General features: G+C 34.2%; 19 protein-coding genes and 1 pseudogene. 2 read left to right on the top strand and 18 right to left on the bottom strand.

Going from position 1 to position 20779, the window contains the following annotated elements; genetic code table 11:
- Nucleotides 1-30: 30 nt before the first annotated feature.
- The 15 genes and pseudogenes from hypB to groES all read right to left on the bottom strand — a co-directional run bounded on the left by hypB (nt 31) and on the right by groES (nt 14973).
- Nucleotides 31-693, bottom strand: coding sequence for a hydrogenase nickel incorporation protein HypB (gene hypB, locus U472_RS04105; protein ID WP_068715791.1), 663 nt, complete (start codon nt 691-693; stop codon nt 31-33).
- A gap of 1 nt (nt 694) precedes the next feature.
- Nucleotides 695-1036 carry a hydrogenase maturation nickel metallochaperone HypA gene (hypA, locus tag U472_RS04110; RefSeq protein ID WP_068715793.1) on the bottom strand — a complete coding sequence of 114 codons (342 nt, stop codon included), beginning with the start codon at nt 1034-1036 and terminating at the stop codon, nt 695-697.
- Nucleotides 1036-1503 (bottom strand): HyaD/HybD family hydrogenase maturation endopeptidase, encoded by a 468-nt coding sequence (locus tag U472_RS04115; protein WP_068715795.1) that lies wholly within the window; start codon nt 1501-1503, stop codon nt 1036-1038. The genes hypA and U472_RS04115 overlap by 1 nt, the downstream gene beginning before the upstream one ends.
- On the bottom strand, nt 1503-2933 hold the full coding sequence (locus U472_RS04120) for a nickel-dependent hydrogenase large subunit (protein WP_068715797.1): 1431 nt from the start codon (nt 2931-2933) through the stop codon (nt 1503-1505). Before U472_RS04120 ends, U472_RS04115 begins: the two co-directional genes overlap by 1 nt.
- A 37-nt stretch (nt 2934-2970) precedes the next feature.
- Nucleotides 2971-3891, bottom strand: coding sequence for a hydrogenase small subunit (locus U472_RS04125; protein WP_068715799.1), 921 nt, complete (start codon nt 3889-3891; stop codon nt 2971-2973).
- A 162-nt stretch (nt 3892-4053) separates the two neighbouring features.
- Nucleotides 4054-4971 (bottom strand): hydrogenase small subunit, encoded by a 918-nt coding sequence (locus tag U472_RS04130; RefSeq protein WP_342672719.1) that lies wholly within the window; start codon nt 4969-4971, stop codon nt 4054-4056.
- A 191-nt stretch (nt 4972-5162) separates the two neighbouring features.
- The gene (locus tag U472_RS04135; protein WP_068715803.1) at nt 5163-6062 is read right to left on the bottom strand and encodes a hydrogenase small subunit; all 900 of its coding nucleotides are present in this window, start codon (nt 6060-6062) and stop codon (nt 5163-5165) included.
- Between the two features lie 322 nt (nt 6063-6384).
- Nucleotides 6385-7503, bottom strand: a complete 1119-nt coding sequence (locus U472_RS04140) for an aldo/keto reductase (RefSeq protein ID WP_068715805.1) — start codon at nt 7501-7503, stop codon at nt 6385-6387.
- Between the two features lie 111 nt (nt 7504-7614).
- A pseudogene (gene larC, locus U472_RS17515) lies at nt 7615-8810 on the bottom strand (nickel pincer cofactor biosynthesis protein LarC).
- A gap of 81 nt (nt 8811-8891) precedes the next feature.
- Nucleotides 8892-9665 carry a nickel pincer cofactor biosynthesis protein LarB gene (gene larB, locus U472_RS04150; RefSeq protein WP_068715807.1) on the bottom strand — a complete coding sequence of 258 codons (774 nt, stop codon included), beginning with the start codon at nt 9663-9665 and terminating at the stop codon, nt 8892-8894.
- Nucleotides 9666-9693: 28 nt separating this feature from the next.
- A complete protein-coding gene (gene larE / locus U472_RS04155; protein ID WP_068715809.1) occupies nt 9694-10518 on the bottom strand; it encodes an ATP-dependent sacrificial sulfur transferase LarE in 825 nt (274 codons plus the stop codon).
- Between the two features lie 453 nt (nt 10519-10971).
- Nucleotides 10972-12087, bottom strand: a complete 1116-nt coding sequence (locus U472_RS04160; protein WP_068715811.1) for an aldo/keto reductase — start codon at nt 12085-12087, stop codon at nt 10972-10974.
- Nucleotides 12088-12348: 261 nt separating this feature from the next.
- Nucleotides 12349-12753 carry a MerR family transcriptional regulator gene (locus U472_RS04165; RefSeq protein ID WP_068715813.1) on the bottom strand — a complete coding sequence of 135 codons (405 nt, stop codon included), beginning with the start codon at nt 12751-12753 and terminating at the stop codon, nt 12349-12351.
- A 149-nt stretch (nt 12754-12902) separates the two neighbouring features.
- A complete protein-coding gene (gene groL, locus U472_RS04170; protein WP_068715815.1) occupies nt 12903-14546 on the bottom strand; it encodes a chaperonin GroEL in 1644 nt (547 codons plus the stop codon).
- Nucleotides 14547-14685: 139 nt separating this feature from the next.
- Nucleotides 14686-14973, bottom strand: a complete 288-nt coding sequence (gene groES, locus U472_RS04175) for a co-chaperone GroES (protein WP_068715817.1) — start codon at nt 14971-14973, stop codon at nt 14686-14688.
- 469 nt (nt 14974-15442) lie between these two features.
- On the opposite strand from groES, the gene U472_RS04180 reads away from it, so the two are divergent.
- Both U472_RS04180 and U472_RS04185 read left to right on the top strand, forming a co-directional pair.
- Entirely contained in the window at nt 15443-15733 is a 291-nt protein-coding gene (locus U472_RS04180; RefSeq protein WP_068715820.1) for an ACT domain-containing protein, read from the top strand.
- Nucleotides 15734-15751: 18 nt separating this feature from the next.
- Nucleotides 15752-17113, top strand: a complete 1362-nt coding sequence (locus U472_RS04185) for a PFL family protein (RefSeq protein ID WP_068715822.1) — start codon at nt 15752-15754, stop codon at nt 17111-17113.
- Between the two features lie 69 nt (nt 17114-17182).
- Here U472_RS04185 and U472_RS04190 read toward each other — a convergent pair whose 3' ends face one another.
- The 3 genes from U472_RS04190 to tsaD all read right to left on the bottom strand — a co-directional run bounded on the left by U472_RS04190 (nt 17183) and on the right by tsaD (nt 20680).
- Complete coding sequence (locus U472_RS04190) at nt 17183-18112, bottom strand: L-lactate dehydrogenase (RefSeq protein WP_068715824.1); 930 nt, start codon at nt 18110-18112, stop codon at nt 17183-17185.
- Between the two features lie 59 nt (nt 18113-18171).
- Nucleotides 18172-19521 carry a DUF512 domain-containing protein gene (locus tag U472_RS04195; RefSeq protein ID WP_068715827.1) on the bottom strand — a complete coding sequence of 450 codons (1350 nt, stop codon included), beginning with the start codon at nt 19519-19521 and terminating at the stop codon, nt 18172-18174.
- A 139-nt stretch (nt 19522-19660) separates the two neighbouring features.
- Nucleotides 19661-20680, bottom strand: a complete 1020-nt coding sequence (gene tsaD / locus U472_RS04200) for a tRNA (adenosine(37)-N6)-threonylcarbamoyltransferase complex transferase subunit TsaD (RefSeq protein ID WP_068715831.1) — start codon at nt 20678-20680, stop codon at nt 19661-19663.
- Between the last annotated feature and the right edge of the window lie 99 nt (nt 20681-20779).

Genomic DNA, 20779 nt, shown 5'->3' on the forward strand with positions numbered 1-20779 from the left:
CATCTCCTATCAGAGTTAATAATATATAAACTAAGCTTTTCTTCTTTCTAAAACTCTCTTCTCTAAATAACTACTTACCTCATTAATCCCTTGACCAGTTCTAGCAGAGACCTCAAAGACTTTAATACCCTGATTTAAGGATTTAATATCTTTGTATAAATCCTCCATTGAAAAATCTGTATATTCCAATAAGTCAACCTTGTTGACTATCAATACCTCTGATTTTTGGAACATAGCAGGATACTTTAATGGTTTATCACTTCCTTCAGTTATACTTAATACAGTTACTTTGATATCCTCACTTAAATCATAGGAAGCAGTACATACTAGATTACCTACATTCTCAATCACCAATAAATCTACCCCATCAAGGTCTATCTGATTCATAGCCTCTCTAATCATATTAGCCTCTAAGTGGCATGCTCCTCCAGTATTAACTTGGATAACTTGAGTTCCATAAGCCTCTATCCTATCTGCATCCTTAGTTGTATATAAGTCACCTTCTATTACAGTTAGATTAATCTTATCTTTTAATGATTTGATAATCTGTTCTAATAAAGTAGTCTTTCCAGCTCCTGGTGATCCTACTAAATCGATAGTAAATATTCCTTTTTCTTGAAGCAACTTTCTATTCTCATCAGCTATTTGATCATTATTTGCTAGAATATTCTTCTTAACTTCAATCTGCTTCACCTTATTCACCCTCCAAGCTATCAAGTAATAATTCATTACCTGTGATTATTTTACTACTAAATAAATTACACTTTGGACATAATTTATTGGTATAGTCTATTTTAAATACTTCTTTACAATTTTCACACTCTGCAGTAGCTTCTACTCTCTTGATAATCAACTCTGCATTCTCTACCACAGTATCTTGAGAAAAGGCTTCAAAGGCAAATTCCAGTGCACTCTCCTCTACACAGGTCATTTCACCAATCTTTAATTCTACCTTAGTAACCTTCTTAAGATTATACTCTGCAATATTATCCGTTATAATTTCAAAAATTTCAGCCATAATAGAAAGCTCGTGCACTAAAAATCACCTATACCTTCTTTTTTAAGTTCATTCTTTACTATATCTATAATAGTAGGAATCTCTGCTCTTATCTCTGGCGATAATTCCAAATCATAATAGACCTCTTTAGGCTCAACACCAATTATCACTACCTCTGGTGAATATCCCATCAGCTCTACTTTCTTTACGATATCCATAATTTGAACATCATGCAAAGAGGAACTTTCACTAATATAGCCACCCATTTCTTCAGGGGTAATCCGATAAATAGTAGCAGGTTGGTGACCACCTTTTAGACAGTCTACTATAATTACCTTATCCTTCTTGACAAAAACATCTACAAGATCAAAGACCGAGGTTCCACCATCAATTATCTCTATATTCTCTGGAAAATCTAAATCTTCTAGCTTATTGATCACATGTATTCCTACTCCATCATCTCTTAATAATAGATTACCTATACCTAAAATAGCAATAGCTTTCACTAAAAAGCTCCTTTAGGGTTTGGTGTAGAAACTACAAATTCTTTTCTAATATTATTCTCAACATCTATAATATGAACTGAACAACCTGTACACGGATCAAAGGAGTGAACTATTCTTAATAATTCAATTGGCTGATTGATATCTTGAACAGTTACCCCAATTAAAGCCTGCTCCAATGGTCCCATATTTCCATTATCATCTCGTGGAGAGACATTCCAACAAGTAGGTGTCAGCACCTGATAATGATCTGTACTTTGATTAGAGAAGTTTAACCAGTGTCCTAAGGCACCTCTAGGTGCTTCTGTTAATCCATAACCTACTCCAGAATCTGGCAGAGTCAATTCACTATAAGCATTCATATTAGTTGATAATAAATCAGCCCAATAGCTCATCTCTTGAGCTAACTTCTGAGTTTCTAAACCTCTGGCCATATGTCTATCCATAACAGAAATTCCTCTTGTATACTCTTTATTCATAAACATTCTTGCCAAAGGCCCTGTCTCATATGCTACACCATTATATCTTGGAGCTTTTAACCAGGAATATGCTCCTGCTTTACCATATTGCGGTGTAGTTTCTCCATTTTGTGGATGTTTATTAGTTGAAGTATCAGTATACCAAGAATACTTTGTATACTCTTTAATCAAGTTAGTGTCCATACTACCATAAGTCCCGTTTGTATATGTACCCGCCTTAAATAAGGTATTAGTACTATCTAAATCAAAGACACCATAAGTTAATAAGTTACCAGAACCCTTACCAATATAATAATAATCATCATAAGCATTAGCAATTAAGTTCAAGTCATTCATATATTCGTTATCTATAAAACTCTTAACTTCACTTAAGTAAGTTTTAAACTTAGTTATATCAGTACTGGTTAACTTCACAGTTACACCACCTGGAACTACTGTCATCACATGAGGTATCTTCCCAGAAAGAATAGCCGTCATTTCATGTGCTTTTCTTCTTATCTCTAAAGCCTTAATATAGTTGTTAATTACTGCATCATTTTCTGTAGTAGTCAAACGATAATCGACATTATAGCCTGGTTGCCAAGGACTCTGTGATGGACCTTGAGCATAATCTAATAAAGCTAAATGATAAAAATGTAAAATATGATCTGATAGATAGTTTCCACCTAAGATTAAATTTCTTAGTAATAAGGCGTCAGCAGTTGGAGTATATCCAAAAGCATCTTCAACTGCTTTTACTGAAGCAATACTATGGCTTACTGGACAAAGACCACATATTCTCTGGGTTAAATGAATTGCATCTCTTGGATCTCTTCCTGCTAATATCTGTTCAAAGCCTCTAAATAAATTTCCACTACTATGGGCATTAATTACTGTATTAGTACTATCCACTTCAACCTCTATCTTTAAATGGCCTTCCAATCTCGTAACTGGATCTATCTTTATTTTAGCCATAAAATTCATCCTCCTTTATTTTTATCTTTTATAAAATTTAATCATCTTCACTATAACTAGTACCTATTTTATAGAATATAGACTGTGGAAAAGTCTCACTTGCACACCCAATACATAAATTATTAGCTTGAATACACCAATTAACTTCATTATTCCACTTTAAGGTATGACAATTAACATAAGTTTCTGGCCCTCTACATCCTATCGCCTCATAACATCCTTCCATTCCTAACTCCTTAACTTCTGGATAACCTGATTCATAAGGACACCTATCATGTAACGCATTACTATAGAAAGTTTCTGGTCTTCCTTTATAATCTAAAATTGGCATCCCATTGAGTAATAAATCTATTACTGTACTCATTATAATATAAGGATGAGTTGGGCACCCTGGCAGATTAATTATAGGATTAGTAGTATTACTATTTAAAATACTATTTACATCTTTAATACCAGTTGGATTAGGTCCTGCTGCTGGAACACCTCCAAAGGCAGCACAAGTCCCTACGTTAATTACATATTTAGCCTGAGATCCTAATTCATTTACTGCATCTAACATTGTCCATGGCTGTCCATCTCTCTCAGTCAAAACACAATAAACGCCATTATCAGCTGTTGGAACTCCTCCCTCAATTATTAGAATAAAATCACCATTATGATCTATAGCAGCTTGATCTAAGGTAGAAATAGCCAAATCTCCTGTTGCTGTCATTAAATTATGGTGATATTTCATATCAACTTTATTCAATAAAAAATCATCAATTGTTGTTTCTTTAATCGAATTTAATAAAGAAATTGAACATCCTGAGCAAGCTGCCCCCTGTAACCAAATAACTGGTGGTTTAGTTCCTGCAGCCAAAACCACATTATCTAGTCTCTCTAAATCAAACTTCGATAAACCCAAGGCAGCCGCTGAAGCTGCTGTCCATTGCAAAAATCTTCTTCTCGATATCTTCACTCTTTTACCCCCTTGACAAATAATATATGTTAATATATCTACACATGTAAATTATACTAATTTATTTATATTTTATCAAGTTATGGGTTTGATTGTATTTGTATTATTTGTATGATTTTTAAGATTAATATATAAATTTATATAAATACAACATAGTTGCATTTAACCAAATTTATAAAATGGTGATTCTGGAAAACTAGGAATTGAACAAGCAATACAAGTATGACCTGCTTCTATACACCAATTAACTTGGTTATTCCATCTTATATTAGGACAATTATACTGGCTACTTTGTCCTTTACATCCTAAGCCATTGTAGCAGCCTAGCTCTCCTAACTGAGATGCCTTACCAATACTTCGGCGTGGACAATTGCTATGAATTTTTTCCCCATAAGCAAATGCTGGTCTACCTTCTGAATCTAAATTAGGCATTCCATTTAATAATAAATCAATTATAGTCTTCATTATTGTATAAGGATGGGTTGGACATCCTGGTAAGTTAATAATAGGATTTATAGTCTTATTTGATAATATATTATCTGTTCTTTGGATACCAGTTGGGTTAGGGTCTGCTGCTGGAACACCTCCAAAGGCAGCACAAGTACCTACATTAATTACATATTTAGCCTTTGATCCCAATTCATTTACTGCATCTAACATTGTCCATGGCTGTCCATCTCTTTCCGTTAGCACACAATAAACGCCATTATCAGCTGTTGGAACTCCTCCCTCAATTATTAGAATAAAATCACCATTATGATCTATAGCAGCTTGATCTAAGGTAGAAATAGCCAAATCTCCTGCTGCTGTCATTAAATTATGGTGATATTTCATATCAACTTTGTTCAATAAAAAATCATCAATTGTTGTTTCTTTAATCGAATTTAATAAAGAAATTGAACATCCTGAGCAAGCTGCCCCTTGCAACCAAATAACTGGTGCTTTAGTTCCTGCAGCCAAAACCACATTATCTAGTCTCTCTAAATCAAACTTCGATAAACCCAAGGCAGCCGCTGAAGCTGCTGTCCATTGCAAAAATCTTCTTCTCGATATCTTCATCCTTTTACCCCCTTGACAGATATTCTATGTGAATATATCCACATATAAAAATTATACTTATTTAATGGATATTCTGTCAAGTTATGGATTTGATGAATTTTATCTAATCTTTGAGATAAATAGACAGTATTGCTGGAAATATAACAAAATAAGTGACTATTAATTTACCCTAAAATTAAAGTTTTTAATATCAGCTACTATCTTAATAGCCTTTAACCAAATTTATAAAATGGTGATTTAGGAAAACTCTTTTCTGCACAGCCAATACATCCATGACCTGCCTCAACACACCAGTTAACTTCATTGTTCCATTTTCTTTGTGGACAATTATATGGTGTTTTCTGTCCCATGCATCCCAAACTACTATAACAACCTTTATCTCCTAGTTGTAGTGCATTATCCTTACTTTTATAAGGACAATTATTATGTACCTTATCTTTATAAACCATTTCAGGTCTATTCTCACCATCTAGCTTAGGTATACCATTTAATAATAAATCAATCAATGTCTTCATTATAGTATTAGGATGGGTTGGACAACCTGGAAGATTTATTATTGGATTTCTTGTCTTGCCATTTAAAATCTCTTCATCTATCCTCTTGATACCAGTTGGATTAGGTCCTGCTGCTGGAACACCTCCAAAGGCAGCACAAGTACCTACATTAATTACATATTTAGCCTTTGATCCCAATTCATTTACTGCATCAAGCATAGTCCATGGTTGACCATCTCTTTCTGTTAGCACACAATAAACGCCATTGTCAGCTGTTGGAACTCCTCCTTCTATTACTAGGATAAACTCTCCATTATGATCATAGGCAGTCTCATCAATCGAAGATATAGCCAAATCTCCTGCTGCTGTCATCAGATTATGATGATATCTCATATCAACCTTATTCAATAAGAAATCATCAATTGTTGTCTCTTTAATTGAATTTAATAAAGAGATAGAACATCCTGAGCAAGCAGCACCTTGCAACCAAATAACTGGTGCTTTAGTTCCAGCAGCCAAAACGACATTATCTAACCTCTCTAAATCAAACTTCGATAAACCCAAGGCAGCTGCTGAAGCTGCTGTCCATTGTAAAAATTTTCTTCTCGATATCTTCATTTTATCCCTCCCATTATAATATTATAATTCTTAACTACAGCTAAGAGTAAAGATATTTGTAATTCTAAAAAATAAAAAGATAAAAAAGTTAAATCTCAACTCCAAAAATGATTTCCATTATCATTATCAACAATCTTTATTGTATAATCTTTCAGAAAAATTGTCAATAGAGTATTATATACTTTACTATATGACTATAAGCAATTATCTTAAGATTTTAGGAATAAAATGGACTATCACCCACTCTCTATAATTAAATACTTTTAAAAAAGCATATTTTTCTTAATAAAAAAGTATTGGAGGACTCCCCCAATACCTTCTTTTAAAAGAGACTATTATCTTCTCCTAGTTTATAATGGCTCATCTTCAATTTATCAATCATCGGCAGATTATAAGGACAGGCATCTAAACACTTGCCACATTCACTACATTGATTAGCTTTAATTTCTATCTCCTTATATAAGTCTCTAGCCATCTCTTGATTACCAAACCAGAACCTTAATCTATCACGTAGAGCAAAATCTGCCGGATTACGCGGCTTACCATCACGCATTTGGCGGTCATAATAACCTTCTAACTTGAAGATTTCTCGAATATTAATTTCTTCAGAACAGACATTGTCACAACTTCCACATTGGCGACAAATATAATCTCCTAGCTCTGAAGCCTCCTTAAATAGCTTTTCTTTCTCCTCTTTGGTCATTTGTACGAAGTTATTAGCAAAATCGATATCCATCTTGACCATCTCTTCACTATTCATACCTGTCACTACCATAGAGACAGGTAAGGAAAAGGCATATCTAAAAGCTTGCTTGGCAGAACGCCATAAGAAACCATCAGCAATTGGCTTCATACAGATTAGCCCTACATTATTCTCTTGAGCCAAAGGAATTAATTCTCCTTCTAATTTAGGAAAGTTGAAACGATCAAAATAATTTAAAGCTGCCATTACCACATCAAACTCACCAGTTTTAATAGCCTCAATTAAGGTATCAGGTTGACCATGCATAGAAATAGCTACATGACCAATCTTTCCAGACTTTTGAAAATCTCTAACAGCCTCCATAGCCCCATCAGAGCTTAATATCTTATCTAAATCTTCATAAGTTCCTACAGCATGCATAAATATAATATCCAAATAATCAGTCTGTAAATTCTTCATACTTCTTTCTATATCGTCTTTTGCCCCTGCTTTATCTCTAGAGCTGGTTTTAGTAGCTAATACAAGCTCATCTCGCCTTTCAGCAATGACCCCTCCAATTTTTCTTTCTGACTCACCATCTCCATAATCAGCTGCTGTTTCAATATAATTTCCACCTTGATCTAGATAATAATTTAAAAGCCTTCTTGCTTCCTCAGTAGGAATCTCCAATAAATGAAATCCACCAAACCCAAGAAGACTTACTTCTAAACCAGTTCTACCTAAAACTCTCTTTTCCACAATAAAACACCCTCCCCTATGATATTATAATCCAAAAATTCTTTACTTCATTTCGGAAGTAAAATTATTTTTATCTTAATGCTCCACAGGGTAAGCCCATTAGGGTTTCTTTTAAGAATTTCTATAACTATCTATTATTATCTGGTAAACTTCTTTGATTGGGAGATTGTATTCTTTAGCTATCCTCTGGCACTCATCATATTCTGGAGCATATTTTAAAATCTCTTCATTTTGATAGGCAACCTTCATAGTTACCTCACCAAATGGACTATCAAATTTAATAAACCTTCTAGTTAACTTTTGACGGTCTACCTTATATTTTCTTATTCCCAAAGTTGTAGTCTCTCTAAATAAAATCTCTTCAAATCTCTTAACATCCTCTTTGTGGCATAATAGACTCAGCTTAATTCCTGGACGATTCTTCTTCATAATAATATTAGTCAGATAAAAGTCTAAAGCCCCTTCTTTAAAGACTAAAGGAAATAGATGAGAATAAACTTCAGGATTCATATCATCGATATTACTCTCTAGTATTACTAGATTATCTTTACTTTTTTTTTACCTAGGACTACTCTTAGTAGATTAGTAATCTCTAATTCTTTCTTTCCTAACCCATACCCTACCTTCTCTATACTCACCTCTGGAAGTGCCTTAAATTCCTTAGCCAAAGTCTTAATTATTGCAGCACCTGTTGGAGTAACCAATTCACTCTCTACCCCTTTAGAGTAAACTGGGACACCTTCTAATATCTCCAAAGTTGCTGGAGCAGGTACTGGAATATTCCCATGGGCACACTTTACAAACCCCGTACCTAAGTGAAGAGGAGAAGAGTAAATCTCATCTACTTCTAATAAATTTATACAGATAGCAGCACCGATTATATCCACAATAGAGTCAATAGCTCCAACCTCATGAAAATGTACCTCTGCTATACTTTTGTTATGTATCTTAGCTTCAACTTCAGCTACTAATCTAAAGATTCTCTTACTTAAATCCTTAATATTATCTTTAAGTCTACTATTATCAATTATCTCTTCTATATCATTAAGGCTTCTATGTTCATGATGATGCTTACCTTTATGATTATGTTCATGACTATGATGATGGTCTTTTATAATAACACCAAAATCAGTTCCTGTAATTCCATTCTTCTGCCCCTTCTTTATCTTAAGCTCATAACCTGCTACATCTATTTTACTTAGTTCTTCCAAAAATAACTTTTGGTCTATCCCTAAATCCAGTAAAGCTCCAATTATCATATCACCACTAATTCCAGATAGGCAATCAAAGTATAATATCCTACTCATAATTAAGACTCCTTTCTTAAGTTCAGTAACAAGTGACTAGTGACGAGTAACCAGTACTAATTTATCACCTGTTACCTGTCACTAGTTACTGCCCTTCATTGCTCTTTCTAATTGCTGATTGATACTATTAGCTAAATAGGCTGCTCCAAAACCATTATCGATATTTACTACACCAATTCCACTAGCACAGCTATTTAACATAGCCAATAAGGTGGCAAGACCATTAAAATGAGCCCCATAACCGACACTTGTTGGTACAGCTATTACTGGCTTATCAACCAATCCTCCTACTACACTTGCTAAGGCTCCTTCCATACCAGCTACAGTTATAATTACACTGGCTTCATTTAACTTATCACGATTAGATAATAGTCTATGTATCCCCGCTACCCCTACATCATAGAGTCGTTCCACACTATTGCCCATCACTTCTGCTGTAATTGCTGCTTCTTCAGCTACTGGTATATCCGAAGTTCCACCAGTCACTACTAATATCTTACTTTCAGTCTTCTCTATCTCTCGCTGTTTGACTACAATAATCCGTGCAGCACTATAATACTCCAAATCCTTAGTAACCTCTTTTAAACCTTCATATATCTCATCATTGGCTCTAGTAGCAAGAACATTATTATTCCTCTCTAACATCTTAGTAACAATTCCCTTGATATGCTCTACAGACTTTCCTTCACAATAGATTACTTCAGGATAACCATTTCTTAATCCCCGATGATGATCTATCTTAGCATATCCTAAGTCTTCAAAGGGTAAATCATTTAATTTATCCATAGCATTATCTACTGATAAGTTACCATCTTTTATACCTTCTAAAATGGACTTAATATCTTCTTTCTTCAACTATTACTCCTCCTCTACTACACTAAATTTAAACTTCCATCTCTTCTTTACTCAATACCTCATTCATACTACCAGTCCTATAACCAGCCAAATCTAAGGTCACATAGGTAAAACCAATCTCTTTTAATTTATTTGCGATTTCATCCATTTTATCTAAGCTAAAGAACTTCTCCCTCTCCTCTGGTGCAACCTCAATTCTAGCAATCTCACCATGGTGTCTAACCCTTAATTGTTTAAGACCTAAATCTCTTAAATAATCTTCTGCCTGCTCAACCATAGATAGTTTACCAACATTAATCTCTTCACCATAAGGAAATCTAGAAGATAGACAAGCAAAGGCTGGCTTATTCCAAGTTGGAAGTCCAAGTTCTTTAGATACTGCTCTAATATCATCTTTAGTAAACTCCGCATCTTTTAAAGGACTTACTACCTCTAACTCTGCTGCTGCCTTCATTCCAGGTCGAAAATCTCCAATATCATCTAGATTAGAGCCATCAAGAACATACTTTATTCCATGGTCTTTGGCAACTTCCTCTACTTTAGTAAATAATTCATGCTTACAGTAATAACATCTGTTTGGTGGATTCTGAGCAAATCCATCTATGTCTGTCTCTTCTGATACAATTACAACCTGCTTAATCCCAATTTTTTCTGCTAACTCTTTAGCCTCTTTAAACTCTCTTTCAGGATAAGTTGATGACCTAGCTGTAACAGCAAGTGCCTTCTCTCCTAAAACATCATAAGCAACTTTACTTAAAAAGGTACTGTCTACTCCTCCTGAAAATGCTATAGCTACACTATCTAAATCTTTAATAATCTCTTTTAATTTCTTATATTTCTCTTCTAAAGTCATTAGTCTCACTCCTTTAATATAAACATCAATAAACTCTCTCTTGTGTTAATCTATAATTTAAATCCAAGATTATGTGGGGATATTACGACACTTTCCACTTTTTAAAAGTGAGCAAAATTATTAAAATATTTTTCGGGAAAGCTTATCAGCTTTTTTCCCGAGTGACTTTTGCCATTGCCGCAAAAGTCACCAAAAGGTCTAGAAAAAATGTACCTATGGGTTCATCCTTAGAACCCTCCGTGGCAAAGCCCACTCACTCAACAATCAAAATAATGAGTATTATCACTTATTAGACTCTCTAAATTAAAATTTTATAATACTCTAAATCCTAGCTCAATTTTTGCTTCGTTCAAACAGGAATTTTTTTCAGCTTAAAAACCTTAAAATATTTTTAAATGTCAATTCAAAAGTATCACAATATCCATATATTAAGACACATTTAAATTTTATTAACTAGTACTTCTCTACAGGGGCACACTCTTTTAAGCGGTCAATAATCGGTAGATGCTGAGTACATTGCTCTTCACATAATCCACATTCGATACAATTTTCTGCTCTACTTTCTGGTCTACTCTTTAATGGTCCCCAATTCCGCCTTCCATTTACCTTATCCCCAAGTATATCTTTATCATCATAAATAATCATTTCATTATAAGCCATCATATAAGCTGGAATATATATATCAACAGGACAGCCCAAACAGTATCCACAACCTGTACAGAGCTTATCTAATCTCTCTTTTAAATAAGATTTAATCTCCTCAACCTTCTGCTCTGTAAGTTCTTCAAGAGAATTGACTGCTGCTACATTCTCTTCTAACTCTTTAATATTGTTAATCCCTGCTAAAGTAACAGTAATCTCTTTATGAGCCATATTGAATTTCAAAGCCCCTTGAGCTACACTATCCTCTGGATTTTGCTTAATAAAAGAGTAGAAATCTGGGTTTTGAGGTATTACCCCTCCACCTAATGGATTCATAGTCACTACCCCTAATCCCTTTTTATAAGCTGCTTTAAGCCCTTTCTCTCGATAAGCAAAATTACTAGCATTATATCCTAGCAATACCCCTTCAAAGAGGTCATCATTGATTATCTGTACAATCTCATCACCATTGGCATGAGTAGAGAAGACAAGGTGATCAATCAACCCTTCTTCCTTTAATTTTAAAGCCCCTTCATAGGGTCCACCTTTCTTTATTACCTGTTTATACATATCCAAGTCCAGAATACACCACATATGTAAGAAGTCAATTTTATCGACATTCATCCGTTTTAATGAAGTCTCGACTCGCTTCCGAAGATCATCAGCCCTTGGATCCTTTGTTACCATACTCTTAGTAGAGATATAAAAATCATTTGGCATATCTTTAAAGGCTTCACCATAAATAATCTCACTCTTACTATCACAATAATCAGGAGCAGTATCAAAATAATTGATTCCTAGTTCAGAGGCTCTTCTTACAATTTGAGCATTCTCTTCAATACTCTTATTTTTAGTATCAAATCTCATCCCACCAAAACCTAATGCCGATAATTTCTTACCTGTTTTACCATATTCTTTATAAATCATCTTTATTAATCACCCTTTTCTATATTTAATAGTTATCTCTCTAACTCTCAAATACCACCTACTACACCCTTCTACACAAATAGATAAGAGGATTATATAATTAAAAGCTTTATAAATCATTTCAATTGTCTGATTATACTACCTTTCACCAAGAGATGAAAGTAAAATATTTAGTAAGAGTTTATAGAGAAATATAAGATAATAGGATAATCTATGAAATTTAGTATCTCTTTAAATACTAAGTTAAAATAACTAACTTTTTCATTCATTTGTCTTATAATTTGGATTACATACATCTGTCTCTTCACTTATAGTAAGGTCATTATAACACTTTAATTTCTTATTAATTTTAACCAAAGATTGTTTCATCTTCTCTATCTTCTGCTCTACTTTAAGTTTGTGATCAAGTATTATCTGCCTTCGCAGTTCAGTTGTCTTATCACCCTCTATACAGAGATTTACATAGTCCTTTATTTCAGAAATAGACATACCTGTATCTCGCAAACAACAGACCAACTGAATCCATTCAATATCAGAATCTTTAAATACACGATTACCATGTTCATTACGTTCAATAAATGGCAATAAACCTTCTTTTTCATAATATCTAAGTGTATATGTTGTCAAATCAACCATTTCAGCTACCTGCCTAATTGTATATCCCATTAACTTACCTCCAAATACTTATTTCTAATTATATTATACACATTAGAGTTTACTCTAAGTCAATAGTTTATTAAAAATATTAGAAAATCTTTTATCTATAGAAAATAAAAAAGGTCTCCTAAATTGGAGACCTCTCTTATTAACTTAAATTACATCATTCCTGGCATTCCGCCCATTCCTGGCATTCCACCCATTCCTGGCATTCCACCACCAGCATTATCTTCATCTTTCTTCTCTACTACTACAGTCTCAGTAGTTAATAATGTAGCAGCAGCACTAGCAGCATTTTGTAATGCAGAACGGGTTACTTTAGCTGGGTCAACAATTCCAGCCTTAACCATATCTACAAATTCACCTTTGTATGCATTAAACCCAATTCCAACCTCTTTCTCTTTAACCTTCTCAACAATTACAGCACCTTCATATCCAGCATTATCAGCAATTAATCTTACAGGAGCTTCTAATGCTCTTCTAATGATATCTACACCAGTAGCTTCATCACCTGCTAAATCTAGTTCATCTAATGCAGATAATACATCAATTAATGCAGTTCCTCCACCTGCTACAATACCTTCCTCAACAGCAGCACGAGTAGCATTTAAAGCATCCTCAATTCTTAACTTTCTCTCTTTTAATTCAGTCTCTGTAGCAGCACCAACTTTGATTACTGCAACTCCACCAGCTAATTTAGCTAATCTCTCTTCTAACTTTTCACGATCAAAATCAGAATTTGTATTTTCAATCTGTTGACGAATTTGAGCTACTCTTTGCTCAATATTAGCTTGCTCTCCAGCACCATCAACGATAGTAGTATCATCTTTAGTAACTTTTACCTTATTAGCACTACCTAACATAGTAACATCAACATTTTCCAAGCTTAAACCTAAGTCTTCAGTGATTACTTGAGCACCAGTTAAAGTAGCAAGATCCTCTAACATAGCTTTTCTTCTATCACCAAATCCTGGAGCTTTAACAGCTACACATTGGAAAGTTCCTCTTAAACTATTAACTACTAATGTAGCTAATGCTTCACCTTCAACATCTTCAGCAACAATTAATAATGGTTTATTCTGTTGAGCAATCTGCTCTAATACCGGTAACATATCTTTAATAGAGTTGATTTTTTGATCAGTTAATAAGATATATGGGTCTTCTAAATCAGCAACCATTTGATCTTGATCAGTTACCATATATGGAGATAAGTAACCTCTATCAAATTGCATACCTTCTACTACTTCAAGGTCAGTTCCCATAGTTTTGGATTCTTCAACAGAGATAACTCCATCCTTTCCTACCTCTTCCATAGCTTTAGCAATTAACTCACCAATCTCTTCATCAGCAGCAGAGATAGCAGCTACTTGAGCAATAGAATCTCTGTCTTCAATTGGCTTGCTGATCTCTTGAATTCTAGCAACAGCAGCTTCAACAGCTTTATGAATTCCTTTTCTTAAAACCATTGGATTAGCACCAGCAGCTACATTCTTCATACCTTCATTTACAATAGCTTGTGCCAATACAGTGGCAGTAGTTGTTCCATCTCCTGCTACATCATTTGTATTTGTAGCAACCTCTTTAACTACTTGAGCTCCCATATTTTCATAAGGATTCTCTAATTCAATCTCCTTAGCAATAGTTACACCATCATTTGTAATTAATGGAGCACCAAAACCTTGCTCTAATACTACATTACGCCCTTTTGGTCCTAAAGTCACCTTAACAGCATCAGCTAATTTATTAACACCAGATTCTAATTTACGGCGTGCATCTTCACCAAACTTTAATTCCTTTGCCATTATGTAGTCACCCTCCTTAAAATATTCCTAAATTATTTATTCATAATTTTTCCTTAAAATTTATCTCTCACAGTTTAAAGACAAAAACTATTCGTTAGTAACAAATAATTCTCTTTTTTAATTATTGTTGAATTATTTATTACTCTATAACAGCTAAAATATCTTTTTCACTTAAGATTAGGTACTCTTGACCTTCATGCTTAATCTCTGTACCAGCAAACTTACCATAAATAACAACATCACCAGCTTTAACCTCTGGAGCCAGAACCTCTCCATTGTCCAATTTCTTACCTGCTCCTACTGCTACTACTTCACCTTGTTGAGGTTTTTCCTTTGCAGTATCAGGTAATACGATACCACTCTTAGTCACTTCTTCCTTCTCTACAGCTTTAATTACCACTCTGTCGCCTAACGGCTTAATATTCATTGAAAACCCTCCCTTTGTATGTAATTTGAATATAGAATGACTTTTTGTTATTAGCACTCACTAAGTTCGAGTGCTAATCATTACATAATTAATAATAACTAAGTTTCCCAATAAAATCAAGTCTAAATTTGATTTTTTTCTATTTATTTTCAAAGATTTAATTTGATTAGCTTAAATTAAATCTCTATATCTCATAAAATAAACATTTAATTCATTATTAAGCAATATTACTTGCTTAGATATCAATCACATTAGATTATTATCTCCAACTAATCCCAACTTATACTTCAAAATTATAAATTAACTACTTTTAGTGACAAGTAACAGGTAACAAGTAAAATCTTTTTCTCATCACTTATTACTTTATCACTCTCCATTAATCGTCACTAAGTATAAATTAATTGACATTATAAAATAAATACTATAATATATAGATTAATCTAATATTTATGCAAGGGAGGGAACAAAGTTGAATAATAATAACTCACATGAAAGAGCAGTAGTCACAGTTTTAGGTAGTGATAAAGTTGGTATTGTTGCTAAAGTAACTGCTACTTTGGCTGAACATAATGCTAATATTATCGATATTAGCCAGACATTATTAGATGATTTGTTTACTATGATTATGTTAGTTGAAGTTAGTGACTTAACTAATGGATTTGAAAGTTTAAACAAAGAGTTAGAGTCAATCGGTAATGACTTAGAGGTTAAAATAATGTTACAACATGAGAAAGTATTCCGTTATATGCATCGTATCTAAATGAGGAGGTGAGAATAGATGCTATTCAATACTGGAGAAATTCTAGAGACTGTAAAGATGATTGAATCAGAGAATTTTGATATCAGAACAATAACTATGGGAATTAGCTTAAGGGACTGTTCTCATCCCGATATTGAGATCTTAAATAAGAACATTTATGAAAAAATTACTACTAAAGCTAAAGACTTAGTTAAAGTAGCTAATAAAATCGAAAAGAAATTTGGTGTTCCTATTATAAATAAGAGAATCTCAGTTACTCCAATTTCAATTGTTGCTAATGCTTGTAAAGAGACCGATTATACAAGTATTGCTCAAACTTTGGACAAGGCTGCTAAAGAAGTTGGAGTAGACTTTATAGGTGGATTTTCAGCATTAGTGCATAAAGGATATACAAGTGGTGAGAGAAATCTAATTAAATCTATTCCTCAAGCTTTAGCAACTACAGATAGAGTCTGTTCTTCTGTTAATGTTGCTTCAACTAAGGCTGGAATCAATATGGATGCAGTTTTAGAGATGGGACAGGTTATCAAGAAATGTGCTGAATTAACAGCAGACAAAGATGGCCTTGGAGCAGCAAAACTTGTTGTATTCTGTAATGTACCTGAGGATAATCCATTTATGGCAGGTGCTTTCCATGGAACCGGAGAACCTGAAACTGTTATCAATATCGGAGTAAGTGGTCCAGGAGTAGTAAAGAATGTAGTAGAGAAGATTCCTGATGCTAACTTTAACGAATTAGCAGATACAATCAAGAGAACGGCATTTAAAATCACTAGAATGGGAGAGTTAGTTGGACAGACTGCTTCAGAGATGTTAGGAATTCCCTTTGGAATAGTTGACCTATCTTTAGCCCCAACACCAGCTATCGGTGATAGTGTTGCTAATATCTTAGAAGGCATGGGACTAGAGTATTGTGGTACTCATGGAACTACAGCTGCACTAGCATTATTAAATGATGCTGTTAAGAAGGGTGGAGCAATGGCATCCTCTTCAGTAGGTGGACTTAGTGGTGCTTTCATCCCTGTCAGTGAAGACCAAGGAATGATTGAAGCAACTAAGGTTGGTGCCTTAAGCTTAGAGAAGTTAGAAGCTATGACCTGTGTATGTTCAGTTGGACTTGATATGATTGCTGTTCCAGGAGATACAACTGCGGAAACAATTGCAGCAATCACAGCTGATGAGATGGCTATCGGTATGATTAATAAGAAGACTACAGCTGTTAGAATCATTCCAGCACCTAATAAGACTGTTGGTGATGAGGTAGTATTTGGTGGTTTATTAGGAGAAGCTCCAATTATGAAGGTAAGTAAGTTTAAAGCTGATAAATTTGTTCACCGTGGAGGAAGAATTCCTGCACCTATTCAATCATTGACTAATTAAATAATAAAAGCGAGTAGTGAGTAGTGAGTAGATTTAGAAATATCTCCTCACTCCTACTCCTCATTAAATTTAAATCTGCTCAATTACATCCTTTAGTGATTTAGCTGAAAACCTCAACTTCTCTATCTCTTCTTTAGGTAAAGGAAACTCTAATAACTTTTCCACTCCATTTTCAGAGACTATACAAGGTACACTTAGAGCTACATCTTCAATTCCATATTCCCCTTTTAAGAGAACTGATACTGGCAAAATAGACTTCTCATCTAAAGAGATAGCTTTAACTATTCTACCAACTCCAGCAGCTATACCATGATTTGTATACCCTTTCTTCCTCCAGACCTCCATACCAATCTTTTTAGTATCTTCTTCTATAGCATCTTTATCTAGTTTAATATTAAACCCTCTTACCTTAATAAATTCCTCAAGAGTATAACCGCAGATATTAGAGATACTCCATGCAGCAAAAGAGGTCCTACCATGCTCCCCTAACATATAAGCAAAGATATTCTTAGGGTCTAAATTATATTTATTACCAATAATTCTCATTAAGCGAGCACTATCTACTATAGTCCCTGTACCAATAATCTTGTTACGAGGATAGTCAAACTCTGCTGCTGCCACGTAAGTAACTATATCTACTGGATTAGTGACAGGAATAATAATAGCATCCTTAGTATATTTAGTGATATTCTCCATTATCTCTCTCATAACTTTAGCATTCTTTCCTGCTAAATCGATTCTAGTTTCACCTTTTTTGATACTAGGTCCTGCTGTCATAATGATTAAATCAGCATCTTTACAGTGATGATAGTCACCAATCTTCAGATTCGCACTTGGATTATAATTATAAGATGTTGTATGGGAATAATCTAAGATTTCTCCTTCTGCTTTATCACGGTCAAGATCCAACAGATAAATCTCTGAAATCCCACCATGAGCCAAAAGTTCACCAACCACTGCACTTCCTACCATACCTGCACCAATAACAACTACTTTCATTTAAATCCCTCCACAGTCAGTAATTTTAATCTACTCACTCCTTAACTTACATTAATATTTTATATAATCTCAACCTCTACTCCAAACTCTTCTACTAATTGATAATAATTTTTATCTAATAAATCTAAGCCCCAATAATTGAAGGCTATCTTTGGCAATAAAATTAAATCTATCTCCGCCAATCCATCTCTATATTCCTGTAAAGCCTCTCTAAAATCATCAACTACCAATAATCCAGCAGCTAAGATAGAGCCACCAAAAAATCTATTCTCTACAACCAATATATCTATCTCTAAATTAGGATTCTTCTCCTGTAGTAATTCGACCCCTAATCTAATTCTAGCTTCTGCTAATTTAGAGGTTAATAGTAGAGTCTTATTTGCTCTATAATTAGAGATAACCCTTTCTATCTCCTGCAATGTACTTGGAGACAAGTCATAATCAAATACTAAACCAGATTTCTGATTCAAAGACTTTTTAATCTCAATTAACTTTGAAATGCCATCATTATCTATCAAAACCTTGGGATTACTCTTTTCTGTAATTTGATTAAAAGCATCTACTCTAGATAATACCTTCTCTCCATCAACTTCAAGTATTATATCTCCAACTTTAATACCAGCTTCAAAAGCTGGTGAATCCTTAATTACACCAACTACAACTCCAGCTAAGCTCTCTATTTTAACTGGGTCTAAGGTAATTGGAGTCTGATACTTCTGCCTACATTTGTTAATAAATTCTCTTAAATCTTCCCACAAGTTTAAGTCAAACTTCATACTCTCAGGGCTATATTTAGTATAACCAGGTAAGAACACTCTGATAGTCTGCGCATGATAAGTATCAAGATACTCTATACTCTCTTCCAAATCATTCCACCCTGTGATATGGGGCATAGCCACAATACTACCATGATAAGTGATATCTAGCTCCTTTAACCTTTTAATTGCCTCTAAGACAACCTCACCACGTCTATCCTTCATCAACTTGTCTCTTCCACTTAAACTACTACTATTTAAGGATAGATTGATTTCTATAGGCTGCAAGCTCTCTAGTAATTTAAGATTTTCTTCAGTCAATCTACTACCATTTGTTGTAATTTGAATTAAAGTTTCAGGAAATTTCTTTCTCAATAATCTTAATATATCTATAATCTGAGGATGGGTAAAGGGCTCCCCCTCACAAATACGGGTAATAGATTCACCTATTACAATCTTCTTATCCTTATCTATAAATTCAATAATCTCTTCTATCTCCTCAAGAGAGCGGTGACCTGAAGAAAAGGTTCTAATATCACTAGGATTTCCTTGATGGCTACAGAATAAACATCTTACATTACATACTGAAGTAATTGCTAAGATATTACTCTCTTGAGCTGATAATATAGCTAATTGCTGTTCTGAATAGTTCATATAATTCACACCTTTTTCAACGATAGTGACGAGTAACCAGTAAAGAACTTAACTTGTCACCTATTACTCATCACTCGTTACTGTCTGAATATACCCATAGTGTAATAAATAAATCCCCCTGAAATTCAGGAGGATCCACTTAACCTAACTTAAGATTAGGATTTGCATTTAATGAATATGGTGCTATCTCTCCAGTCAGTTGATACTTAAAATAGACAGCTGTTCCAATCATCGCAGCATTATCAGTACATAACTTTGGCTGAGGATAGTATAGCTTAATCTCTAATTCATCTAGCTTCTCTTCTAATTCTCTTCTCAAATGACTATTAGCAGAGACACCACCTGATAATAGAACCTTCTTAACTCCTTTATCTTGGGCAGCTTTAAATACTTTAGCTGTTAAGACATCTACTACCGCCTGTTGGAAGCTTGCTGCTAAATCAGCCTGAGGAACCTCTTCACCCTTCTGTTTCTTCTGATTTATGTAATTTAAAACAGCTGTCTTTAGCCCACTAAAACTAAAGTCATAATTATCATCATAGATTAATGGACGAGGTAAGTCAATTGCTTGACTGTCTCCTTCTTTAGCCAATTTATCAATGGCTGGTCCTCCTGGATAACCAATCTCCATTACTCTAGCTACTTTGTCAAAGGCTTCACCAGCGGCATCATCTTTGGTTCTACCCAAAATCTGATAAGAACCTAGCTCTTCAAAGTATAATAAATCGGTATGACCTCCTGATACTGTTAAACAGAGCAATGGTGGCTCTATCTCTGGATGGGAGATAAAGTTAGAGTAAATATGTCCTTCAATATGATTTACTCCAACTAAAGGTATATTATGAGCATAAGCTATAGCCTTAGCTGCTGCAATTCCAACCAATAACCCTCCAACCAAGCCTGGTCCATAAGTGACAGCTACCAAAGACAACTCCTCATAGTCTACCCCTGCTTCCTCTAAAGCATCCTCAATTACTGGATTAATTAACTCTACATGCTTACGAGAAGCAATTTCAGGGACAACCCCACCAAACTTCCGATGTAAATTAATTTGAGAGGCTATCACATTTGATAATACCTCTTTACCATCCTTAATTACTGCTGCTGATGTTTCATCACAAGAACTCTCAATTCCTAATGTTAAAAAACTATCTGACATTATGTATTCACCTCCCATATACTAATTTAAAATTATCAATTACAGGAAAAGATAAATAGGGAAGTTCTTTTCCCCCTAAATACTATAAATTGCACATTA

Origin of the sequence: Orenia metallireducens (genome assembly GCF_001693735.1) — a bacterium.
GTDB lineage: Bacteria > Bacillota > Halanaerobiia > Halobacteroidales > Halobacteroidaceae > Orenia > Orenia metallireducens.